Here is an 11,084-nt window from a genome sequence, read left to right on the forward strand (position 1 = left end):
ACAGATAATTGAGCTTATTTACAAAATCTGTTTTCTGTTTCTGTTGCAATTTTGTCAACAGTAATTCAACATTCAAAAAAATTAATTATGGGACTATCGTATTTGGGAATTTTTCATACCGTGATAGGTATTATTGCTATTGTAGCAGCTGTTACAGATTTTATAAAAAAAGGAAAAATTGATCTGAGCTCGTCCGCCGGAAAAATTTATTTTTACCTTACGCTGATCACTTCACTCACCGCTTTGGGATTATCTAAACATGGAGGATTTAACCCGGGACATATTTTTGCCCTTTTCATTGTCATTTTAATAGTGGCGGCTTATTTTCTTCATAGAAAAAGAGCAGGAAACAACAAAGCCCGTTTTATTGAGACCTTTCTTCTTTCCTTCAGTTTTTTCTTATCGCTGGTTCCTACCGTTAATGAGACTTTTACGCGTGTTCCGCTCGGACACCCGTTAGCTAAAGCACCTACGGACGCAATCATCGGACAGACACTTCTTGGTCTTTTTGTGCTGTTTATTATAGGTTCTGTCTTTCAGTTTAGGAAACAAAGGAGAATTAATAAGTCATTATAAATTCTTGTTGCTAAATCCTCAGATTTTAAAGTAATTTTTCACAAATCAATGTCATTCTGTCACATTCTTTTTCATGGTATTTTTTTTGAGGCTTACATAGAAAATTTAAAAACAAAAATTATTATGACTAAAGGAAATATTAATGTATCTGTGGAAAATATTTTCCCGCTTATTAAAAAATTTCTTTACAGTGACCACGAAATATTCCTGAGAGAGCTTATTTCCAATGCAACGGATGCTACCTTAAAGCTAAAACATTTAACAAGCATCGGGGAAGCAAAGGTTGAATACGGAAATCCGAAGATTGAAGTTAAAATTGATAAGGAAAATAAAACACTTCATATTGTCGATCAGGGTATCGGGATGACTGCTGAAGAGGTTGAAAAATACATCAATCAGGTTGCTTTTTCCGGAGCTGAGGAATTCCTTGAAAAATATAAGGACACGGCAAAAGATGCAGGAATTATCGGACATTTCGGTCTTGGATTCTATTCAGCATTTATGGTGGCTGAAAAAGTGGAGATCATCACAAAATCTTACAAAGATGCCCCTGCAGTAAGATGGATCTGCGACGGAAGCCCGGAATTTACCCTTGAGGAAACTACTGATAAAACTAACAGAGGAACTGAGATCATTCTCCATATTGCAGAAGATTCTACGGAATTTTTAGAAGAAGCTAAAATCCGTGAATTGCTATCAAAATACAATAAATTCATGCCTGTTCCAATTAAATTCGGGACAAGGACACATACTCTTCCATTACCTGAGGATGCTCCGGAAGATGCTGTTGCAGAAACCGAGGAAGTAGATAATATCATCAACAATCCTACTCCGGCATGGACCATTGCGCCAAGCGAGCTGACGAATGAAGACTATATGAAGTTCTACCACGAACTGTATCCAATGCAGTTTGAGGAACCTTTATTCAATATTCACCTGAATGTTGATTATCCTTTCAACCTTACCGGAATTTTATTCTTTCCGAAAATAAGCAACAATTTAAATATCGATAAGGATAAAATCCAGTTATACCAAAACCAGGTATTTGTAACAGATGAAGTGAAAGGTATTGTTCCTGATTTCCTGATGCTTCTGAGAGGTGTAATAGATTCTCCGGACATTCCACTGAACGTTTCGCGTTCTTACCTTCAGGCTGATGGTGCAGTGAAGAAAATCTCGTCTTACATCACTAAGAAGGTTGCCGATAAAATGTCTTCCCTGATCAACGAAAACCGTGAAGATTATGAGCAAAAATGGAACGATATTAAAATCGTGATCGAATACGGAATTATCACGGAAGATAAATTCGCAGAAAAGGCAGATAAATTTACACTATATCCTACCACAGACGGAAAGTATTTCCTGTGGAATGAATTAATTGAAAAAATCCAGCCTGCCCATACGGATAAAGACGGCAATACAGTAATCCTTTATGCAACGAATGCTGATGAACAGCACAGCTATATTCAGGCAGCTAACGATAAAGGTTATGACGTTCTGTTATTAGACTCACCTGTGATCTCCCATGTTATTCAGAAACTGGAAACTTCAAAAGAAAAGATCTCATTTGCAAGAGTGGACGCAGACCATATCAATAACCTCATCAAAAAAGATGAGCCAGTTATTTCCAAATTAAATGAAACTGAAAAAGAATCTTTGAAGAAAGATGTAGAAGAGGCCGTAAAGGATGCCAAATTTACTGTACAGCTTGAAGATCTAGACAGCAATGATGCTCCGTTTACAATCACGCAGCCGGAATTCATGAGAAGAATGAAGGAAATGCAGGCAACCGGAGGAGGCGGTATGTTCGGAATGGGAGGCTTCCCAGAGATGTATAATCTTGTGGTGAATTCTAACAGCGAGCTTTCGAACCAAATTTTAAAGACAGAAAATCCTGAGGAAAAGGAAACGCTTATTAAATATGCTCTTGATCTGGCCAAACTTTCACAGAACCTGCTGAAAGGAAAAGACCTGACAGATTTTATCCAGAGAAGCTATAAGCAGTTGGAAAAATAATAAAATAATACAGAAATGAATAAGGCTGTTCTTCAATGGGAACAGCTTTTTTTATGTACAGCTTTCGTGAAATTATTTAATCAAAGATTGGGCTAAAGCAAAGTTAAAACTGTTTAAGGTGAAAAGATTTCATTCGATAAAATTGTAAACTCTTGTCATTTCAGACGAAAGTGAATCAATCTCATTTAGTTAAAAGAAAGTAATGTAAAATTTTAATAATAGCCTTAATGGTTTAAAGTAAAACCCCTAGCCAGCTTGATATTATAAGCTTTTCCAGCATTTTTGTTTAAATCCCACAGTTCAATGCATATTTTTTCTCTTTTTTATTGTACACATTGTGCTTTTTTTCCATTTTTGTATAAAATGTAGGATATGCAAAAAGAAAAATTACGCGTTATCAGAAAACAAAAAGGCTATACTCAACAGCAGATAGCTGATATTATCGCGACTGATGTATCCAACTACAGCAGGAAGGAAAGTGGTGATGTAAAGATCGTAAGGGATGAATGGGAAAAGATTGCCCGTTTTTTGGATGTTTCAGTAGAAGATATTTATGAGGATGAAGAAGCAAAAGTCGTGATCAATAATAATCATCCTGTATACAATGATCAATCTTCATCATCATCAGGAGTGATCACTCAGTTTCATAATATTTCAACTTCTATTATTCAGAACCTGCAGGATTATATTGCCTTGCTGAAAGAGGAAAATGAAAAATTAAAAGAAGAATTAAGAACACCGAAAGGAAGAAAATAAGGTTGTTGTTTTAAAAATCAGCCTGTTTTTCACATATAAATTTAAAAGCCTTGCCTATTCAAAAGTATTCAAGGCTTTTTTATTATGAATATTTTTAATTATACCATCTTTTTACAGGCAAAAATCCAGTCTTTCAAAGAAGGGGAATAATACGACTTTTGGCAATTGAAACATTGAATGGCCGTTTTTTAGTTTCCGGCGGCTTCGCCGCCGGAAACTAAATTTATAAGTCCTATTTCATTTATGAACCGAAGTCCTTTAATATCTACAATTAAAAACAGGTGTCTGAACTGTAAATTCTTAACAGACTGTACAATTTAATCCTAAATTTCCTCAAGTGGATTCCAGAATAGCTTTTTAAAATCTTTTATTCTTAAATTCTCAACGGTAATGCCTTCTGCTTCCAGTCTCTTTTGAAACTCGGGAACAGATAATACGCCTGAGCTGGATATGACACGATGTGCCGGGACATCTTCCGGGCATCCTCCCATCGCCTTCCCTACATGACGGGAATGATTAGGATAACCTACTGCCTTAGCTATGGCACCATAAGAAGAAACTCTTCCTTTTGGAATAAGCCTTGTAATCTCGTAAATCTGCTGTTTAAAAATTTCATCCATAGTCAAGTAACCTGCTTTATCGTTATGAAAAATAGAGTCTAAATAAACTTTAAACATCTTTCTGCATCATTTTTGAATTCTCAAACATTCAATAATGTCTGATTGTAAATATAAAGATATGAAAAAATCATTTTTCCGGCTGCTGAATACAGTCAATAAAAAGTTGCTCCCAAAGTTGAGCAATAAAGATCCGAACAAACTGAGTAAAATAGAGAAAGGAATTCTGGCCTACCGATACTTTGTGCTGGTGAATTCTCTTGACTGATCTCCAAGTAAGTCATTGCGAGCGAAGCGAAGCAATCTCTTAATGATCTTAACTGCTAAACTTTTTCTTAATAGTTTATTTTGAAACATTAAAGTCAGATAAGACTTTAAGAATAAGTTCAAACTTCATTTTTAAGTGAGATTGCTTCGCTTCGCTCGCAATGACGAATGGGAAATAAAAAACGCTTCAAAATGAATTGAAGCGTTGGTATTTTAAAAGAAATTTATTCTTAATTTTCCAGAATATAAGAGAACATTAATGGTGCACAGATCGTAGCATCACTTTCAACGATGAATTTCGGTGTCGTGATATCCAGTTTACCCCAAGTGATTTTCTCATTCGGAACTGCTCCTGAATATGAACCGTAAGATGTTGTAGAATCCGAAATCTGGCAGAAATAAGACCAGAAAGGAATGTCATGCATTTCCATATCCTGATACAACATTGGCACCACACAGATTGGGAAATCTCCTGCAATACCTCCTCCGATCTGGAAGAACCCAACTCCTTTTCCGGCAGAATTTTTAGTATACCAGTCAGCAAGATAGGTCATATATTCGATTCCTGATTTCATAGTGGTTGCTGTAAGCTCACCTTTGATGCAGTAAGAAGCGAAGATGTTACCCATGGTAGAATCTTCCCATCCCGGAACTACGATTGGAAGGTTTTTCTCAGCCGCAGCAATCATCCATGAGTTTTCTCTCGGAATTTCGTAATACTGCTCAAGAACCCCTGAAAGGATCATTTTATACATGAATTCGTGTGGAAAATAACGTTCGCCCTTAGCTTCTGCATCTTTCCAGATCTCCACGATATGCTTTTGAAGTCTTCTGAAGGCTTCTTCTTCAGGGATACATGTATCTGTAACTCTGTTTAATCCTCTTTCTAATAGATCCCACTCATCCTGCGCCGTTAAATCTCTGTAATGCGGAACTCTTTCGTAGTGAGAGTGCGCCACAAGGTTCATCAAATCTTCTTCAAGGTTGGCTCCTGTACAAGAAATAAAATCAACTTTTCCCTGACGGATCATTTCTGCAAGGATTTTCCCCAATTCAGCAGTAGACATCGCACCTGCCAAAGTGATCATCATTTTTCCGCCATCTTTAAGATGTGCAACATACCCCTTAGATGCATCTACCAATGCAGCCGCATTGAAGTGCAGGTAATATTTCTCTATAAATTCAGAAATCGGTTTGCTCATTTTTTTTAATTTTTGCAAAGATAAAACTTAAAAACGGAATGCGACATGAGTACTTAAAGAAACTCTTGCCTGACCATTCTTTTTTAACAAATGATAAAAATAGCTTTATCCATAAGGCTTCCCATGAAAAAGTACAGCCGTGAAGCTGTACTTTCATCTAACAAATATAGATACACAGGAATTACCCGTGACAAGATTCTACTTTTAAGATCTCAATTTTTCTTTCACCGTCTTTAAAAGGCCAGTCAATGATATCTCCCACTCTATATCCAACTGTAGCAAGCGCAATATCTGATAAAATGGAATACTTGTTTTTTACCGGCTTAGCTTTTGAAGAAGCCACGAAAATATATTCGTGTTCAAAATTCTGAGTATGATCTTTAAGCGTTACTTTCCTGTTAACCGTCACTACATCGGCAGGAAGCTCTCTTCTCAGTACCTGTTTAGCTTTTCTCAATTCTTCAGCAAGTCTTTTTTCCTCCGGCATGCTTACTTTTTTTCTTCTGAGCGTATCTTTTATAGCATCATAAATTCCGGTGGTTACAATAATATGATTGGACATTTTTTATATTTTTTAAGGTAATGAATACAGTCATTCCATGATCCAATGCAGGATAGCAGACAGCCTTTTCCTGTAGAAAACTGCAAAAATAATACGTAAAGTTTATCGGAATATTTTCCCTGTCCTGAATCCTGACAGGGCTTAATTGATAAAGTCCTTAGAACTTTTAAGAAAAGAATCTCTATGTAAATACAGCAACGACAGCAAAAGACCTGAAAAACGGTCCGCTGAGGATAAATAAATAATTGCTACCATACTTAAAATTACTAATAATACCCTAAGATACTTAAAAATTTTGATTCGTGAAAGAAACTACTTTTTTACTCTACCCTTTTATTTAAAATCTAAAACTTAAATTTCCTGTTCTCCTTTTTTTCAGAAATTTTCTTTTTGGTATCCAGGCGCTTCTGCTTTTGTCCTTTTGAAGGTTTTGTTGCCAGCCTCTTCTTGGGAACAATTAAAGCTTTATTGACGAGTTCAATCATTTTTTCAATTGCTTTATTCTTGTTCATCAGCTGGGTTCTGCTTTCAGAAACAGTCAGAAACAGATATCCGTCTGCATTGATTCTGTTTTTCAGTTTAGTAAGGATTAGTTCCTTCTGATTCTCATTAAAGAATTCAGACCCGGCAACGAGCCATAGAACGGTCACCGAAGTTTCCACCTTATTTACGTTCTGCCCTCCCGCTCCGCTGCTCCGGGATGTTTTAAAACTGAGTTCTTTCGAAAAGTCTTTCATGTTTTTTATTTTAAAGGTCTTGATTCAAGAGCCAGGAATCAGGAATTAAAGTACATCAAATAACGGGCAAAAATTTATAATCTTTCGGCTATTATTCTATTCAGCTCTATCCGGTTCACTTTTCCGTTCGGTGTTCGTGGAATATCTTCGATAAAAATAATCTCTTTGGGTTTGTGAAAGCTTTTTTCAAAAGATATTCCGGCAATCTTTTCAATAAGACCCACTGACTCTGATCCTTCTATCACCAATATCAGCTTCTGGCCCAGGCTTTCATCTTTCAGACCTATAAAAACAGCTTCATTGGTGATTTCTTTTTTTACCAATGTTTCCAGTATTTCAGGAAAAATTTTCGCCCCTCCGGAATTAATGACATTGTCTAAACGTCCCAGGAACTTAAACTGTTTCCCATTTTTAATTTCAACTAAATCATTAGTCTGTAGTACTTCAGCGTTAACATTGGGTGCATAGATTTTCAGACAGCCTCTTTCATCTATGCTGACAGATACATTTTCGAAAGCCGTAAAATAATCTTGCGGTTCCGGCATAAGCTGCTTTAAAGCAATATGGGAAAGCGTTTCAGACATTCCATAGGTTTCAAAAATACGGATACTTTCTACTCTTTTATTTTGGGCTATCTTTCTTTTTAATGATTCGGAAACAGCTGCGCCACCGATGATCAGATTTTTGATCAAATGGAGTTTATCCAGGGAGTTTTCTACCTGAAGGGGAGTCATTGCACAGAAATCAATTTCTTCACTTAAATGCTCAACTGGTTTCAAGGATGGATCTGAAACAATCAGTTTTAATTTTCTTTCGATAGAACGGACTACCATCATTTTACCTGAAATATATTCAACCGGTAGGCATACCAGCGCTTTATCTCCTTCTTTCAAGCCTAAGAAATTACAGGTCATTACAGCAGAGTTCAGCATTTTTTCTTTTTCGATTTCAAAAATTTTTGGTGTTCCGGTAGAGCCTGAGGTCTGAACCTTTACAGTAGATCCATCAGAAAACCATTCGTCCAAAAATTTTTTGATTTTATGTTCAAAATCTGTTTGAAAGGATAAATTATTAATATTGAGATTATTGAAGTCTATCAGCATGATTGGGGTAGATAAAAAGTGTTGTAAATTTAAAAAAAACTTTAAAAAATTCTTGTATCTAAACAAAAAAGCTGTAAATTTGCCTCACCAAAATAAAACAGACCTATAGTGTAACGGTAGCACTCCGGTTTTTGGTACCGTCAGTCGGGGTTCGAATCCCTGTGGGTCTACATTCAGAAGAAAAAACCACTTGATTTTCAAGTGGTTTTTCTTTTCCGGTCAACATGCTTATTTACAAGAAGTAAATTTCAAAAAAATTTACTTATGTTTTTCTTACAGACAAGTTTCCAGAGGTATATATTAAAACATTGCTCATATTAAAGGACCTGATATTTTTTCTTCCATTTTGCAATACTATTACGACTTAATTTAAATTTTATAGCGACTTGGGTGTTGTTGAGTTTATATTCTTTTTGATAGTCAATAATTTCCTTTACCGTTTGTTCACAGTAAGAACGAAGCTTTTGATTGAAAATGACCGCTTCTTTATCCTGCTCTCCAAATATTATTTTATTCAGTGTTATAATATCTAAGGTGGAAAGCATTTTCTTGTTTAATATTACTTGACATACAGATATTTTATCTGGATATTTTCTATCCAAAATATCAGTATAAATCTTTTTATAATCAGGGGCATCATTCATATTTTTCATAACTTTTTAGAATTACCATATTTGCTAAGCCATTTGTAAAGAGTAGTTTTTGGAATTTTATATTCTCTTATTATCTGTGCTTTGGATTTTTCTCCGGCAACTACAAGATCGAGAATAAATTCAATGATCTCTTTTGTATAAATATTTTTTCTGAAAGATGGAAGTTGTGTAACACCGCTATTGTACTCCATAGACGCCTGGGGCGAATAAAAAATAAGATGCTGCGAGTACAGCCTGAAAAAATCATACTCTAATAACTTACTCCACTTTAATAATATATCTGCTTCTAACGATTGTTTTTCGTACATTTTTTCAATATCCTCTTCAGGGCATTTAAAAAAATTACAGATCCTTTTCACACTTATGTTACATTCTAAAACTCTCTGTCTAATTAATTGCCCGACATATATCTCTTTAAGATCTGGTCCCATATTTTTAAGTTAAATGAAGGCCTCCATTTGTGAATAAAAATTGATAAGTGGAGGCATTAAATTAATACTATACTTTTGATTTTGATGGATTCACTTATACTTTAAAGTGTTGTACCACTTTATCTGGTGAGATGAACCTGGATCTTATTGTATCTGTCAGGCTCGATGGATTTGCAATTTTACATGATTAAAATAAGGGAAACAAAAAACCAGACTTTACTTATATATGACGTCTTTTATTTTTAGCTACAAACCATACAAAATATTATTTTTCAGACCCTTATAATACAAACATTCTGCTTTTTGGATCATCTCATTCATGTCTTGCAGCAAATAAAGATCACGGAAAACAACAAGTATGTACAATATGTAACACCTATGTAATACCCTATTTTAATCATCCGTCTTCTTAAATCTATAACATTGCCGGACAAAAAATGAATGCTCTATTAAAAGACCATACCTTGACATTGAAGACTATGTATTAGCCAAACAGTTAAGAAAGAATGAAAACATTAAGAATAAATCAAATAAATAATCATTTTATATTTAATTTTACATTTATAAATTTATTTTAAATGAAATAACACACTAATAAAACAAATACATAAAAACATTTAAAATGATGAAACTTTTTATTTTCTTTTTCCCGTTATTCATATTTGCTCAACAAAAAATTACCCCTCAGTATATTGATGCGGAGTATAATAAGGTTGAAACCTTACGTAAAGAAGGAAAATTTGATGAATATGTAAAAAAAAACCTTCTCTTACTGAAGGAATCCAAACGGATAAACCATTCTAAAGGAATTGCGTTAGGTTATTTACATCTTGCCGGCAGTTATTCATATGCAAAAGATTATAAAAAGGGATTAGAATATCTTAAACTGGCAAGGAATGAAAAATACGCAGACAATAATCCGGAATTTCAGATTTTAATTAAAAGATATTTAGGCTTTAACTATTATAATATGGGGCTTTATCAGGAAGCTATTACTTCATTTAAAGACGTTGTCGCATTATCAGATGAAATCCCGATCGATACCTCAAGATACTTTAAGTCGGCGGCATATATTGAAATGGGGATAGTTTATAAGGATCAGAACAAACTGGATTCCTCCAGATTATATTTAAAGAAAGGACTTACTATTTTACGGAATAATAGAAAGGTAACGTATGAATCAAAAGTAAATATATTGATCTATTCCTTAGTGTTAATTGAAATCGATGTTTATGAAAATAAAATTGATTCGGCTGAAATAAAACTTAAATCACTTGAAGGCAATGCAAAAAAAATTCCCGGAAATTATAACTTCCAGCTATATAAAGTAAAAGGTCTGATCCATGAGCATAAAAAAGAGTACGATTCAGCTATTTCCAATTACCAAAAAGCAATCCCATTAGCACAAAATCTTAAGAATATTACCCAGGTTCAATGGTTATATAATGCAGCCTCCAATGTGTATAAGAAAACAGGTGATAAAGACTCTGCGGAAAAATATTTTCAAAAATATACATCTATTAAAGATAGCCTGGCCAATGCCAAACAACCCGCTATTGAAAATACAGTAAAAGAGTTAGTTACCCAAAAAGAAAATGAAATAAAAACCAAGAGTAAGCTTCTGATCTATATTATATGGATTGGAGCTTTTGGTATTCTTATTTTTATTCTATTGGTTATAAAAAGAATGCGTAAAAAAAATAAAATTTTGAGGGTAAAAGAGCAGGAAACCCAAGCGTTAAATCAACAACTAAATCTTGCTTTTGAGGAGGTGGTACGACTTGCAAAAAATAACGACCCTGAATTTCTCACAAGATTTCAGGAAGTTTATCCTAACTTTTTCCCAAAATTATTACAAATAGAACCACAATTGCAAAATAGTGAGTTAAAATTTTGCGCTTTACTGTTTTTAAATTTTTCTTCTAAAGACATAGCAACTTATACATTTGTTCAGCCACAATCCATACAAACCAGAAAAAACAGGCTGAGAAAAAAGCTAAATATTTCTTCTGAAGAAGATATCTACATCTGGATGAAAAATATGAATAATCAATAATATATTTATTGACTCTTACCAATATTCAATAATATCAGTCTTCTCTATTTAGCTATCCCTTTGAGATAAAGTCTTAATAGGTGTCTATATGTGTGTTTAAATCTTAAC

12 protein-coding genes and 1 tRNA gene are annotated in these 11,084 nt (G+C 34.3%); 6 read left to right on the plus strand and 7 right to left on the minus strand.

The window, feature by feature from the left end; genetic code table 11:
* The first annotated feature begins 87 nt into the window (after nt 1-87).
* From DRF61_RS06290 to DRF61_RS06300, 3 genes are all read left to right on the plus strand, one after another.
* Entirely contained in the window at nt 88-576 is a 489-nt protein-coding gene (locus DRF61_RS06290; RefSeq protein WP_111955193.1) for a hypothetical protein, read from the plus strand.
* A 123-nt stretch (nt 577-699) separates the two neighbouring features.
* On the plus strand, nt 700-2,592 hold the full coding sequence (htpG, locus tag DRF61_RS06295; RefSeq protein WP_111955630.1) for a molecular chaperone HtpG: 1,893 nt from the start codon (nt 700-702) through the stop codon (nt 2,590-2,592).
* 372 nt (nt 2,593-2,964) lie between these two features.
* Entirely contained in the window at nt 2,965-3,348 is a 384-nt protein-coding gene (locus DRF61_RS06300) for a helix-turn-helix transcriptional regulator (protein ID WP_111955195.1), read from the plus strand.
* 323 nt (nt 3,349-3,671) lie between these two features.
* On the opposite strand, the gene DRF61_RS06305 is transcribed toward DRF61_RS06300, so the two are convergent.
* Complete coding sequence (locus tag DRF61_RS06305) at nt 3,672-3,968, minus strand: MGMT family protein (RefSeq protein ID WP_072922467.1); 297 nt, start codon at nt 3,966-3,968, stop codon at nt 3,672-3,674.
* 118 nt (nt 3,969-4,086) lie between these two features.
* Between DRF61_RS06305 and DRF61_RS22780 the strand changes: the two genes are divergently transcribed.
* Nucleotides 4,087-4,233 (plus strand): hypothetical protein, encoded by a 147-nt coding sequence (locus tag DRF61_RS22780; RefSeq protein ID WP_167409404.1) that lies wholly within the window; start codon nt 4,087-4,089, stop codon nt 4,231-4,233.
* Between the two features lie 229 nt (nt 4,234-4,462).
* Here DRF61_RS22780 and DRF61_RS06310 read toward each other — a convergent pair whose 3' ends face one another.
* From DRF61_RS06310 to DRF61_RS06325, 4 genes are all read right to left on the minus strand, one after another.
* Nucleotides 4,463-5,434, minus strand: coding sequence for a deoxyhypusine synthase family protein (locus DRF61_RS06310; RefSeq protein WP_111955197.1), 972 nt, complete (start codon nt 5,432-5,434; stop codon nt 4,463-4,465).
* A gap of 181 nt (nt 5,435-5,615) precedes the next feature.
* Nucleotides 5,616-5,996 carry a GreA/GreB family elongation factor gene (locus tag DRF61_RS06315; protein ID WP_111955199.1) on the minus strand — a complete coding sequence of 127 codons (381 nt, stop codon included), beginning with the start codon at nt 5,994-5,996 and terminating at the stop codon, nt 5,616-5,618.
* 344 nt (nt 5,997-6,340) lie between these two features.
* On the minus strand, nt 6,341-6,733 hold the full coding sequence (arfB, locus tag DRF61_RS06320; protein ID WP_111955201.1) for an alternative ribosome rescue aminoacyl-tRNA hydrolase ArfB: 393 nt from the start codon (nt 6,731-6,733) through the stop codon (nt 6,341-6,343).
* Nucleotides 6,734-6,807: 74 nt separating this feature from the next.
* Entirely contained in the window at nt 6,808-7,836 is a 1,029-nt protein-coding gene (locus DRF61_RS06325; RefSeq protein ID WP_111955203.1) for an AMP-binding protein, read from the minus strand.
* A 99-nt stretch (nt 7,837-7,935) separates the two neighbouring features.
* On the opposite strand from DRF61_RS06325, the gene DRF61_RS06330 reads away from it, so the two are divergent.
* Nucleotides 7,936-8,006, plus strand: a tRNA-Gln gene (locus DRF61_RS06330).
* A 147-nt stretch (nt 8,007-8,153) separates the two neighbouring features.
* Here the strand turns inward: DRF61_RS06330 and DRF61_RS06335 are convergent.
* Nucleotides 8,154-8,489 (minus strand): helix-turn-helix domain-containing protein, encoded by a 336-nt coding sequence (locus DRF61_RS06335; RefSeq protein ID WP_167409405.1) that lies wholly within the window; start codon nt 8,487-8,489, stop codon nt 8,154-8,156.
* A complete protein-coding gene (locus tag DRF61_RS06340) occupies nt 8,486-8,920 on the minus strand; it encodes a transposase (protein WP_111955205.1) in 435 nt (144 codons plus the stop codon). The genes DRF61_RS06335 and DRF61_RS06340 overlap by 4 nt, the downstream gene beginning before the upstream one ends.
* Nucleotides 8,921-9,542: 622 nt before the next feature.
* On the opposite strand from DRF61_RS06340, the gene DRF61_RS06345 reads away from it, so the two are divergent.
* Nucleotides 9,543-10,976 (plus strand): tetratricopeptide repeat protein, encoded by a 1,434-nt coding sequence (locus DRF61_RS06345; RefSeq protein WP_111955207.1) that lies wholly within the window; start codon nt 9,543-9,545, stop codon nt 10,974-10,976.
* Nucleotides 10,977-11,084 lie beyond the last annotated feature (108 nt).

The organism is Chryseobacterium lathyri (assembly GCF_003290185.1).
Lineage (GTDB): Bacteria > Bacteroidota > Bacteroidia > Flavobacteriales > Weeksellaceae > Chryseobacterium > Chryseobacterium lathyri.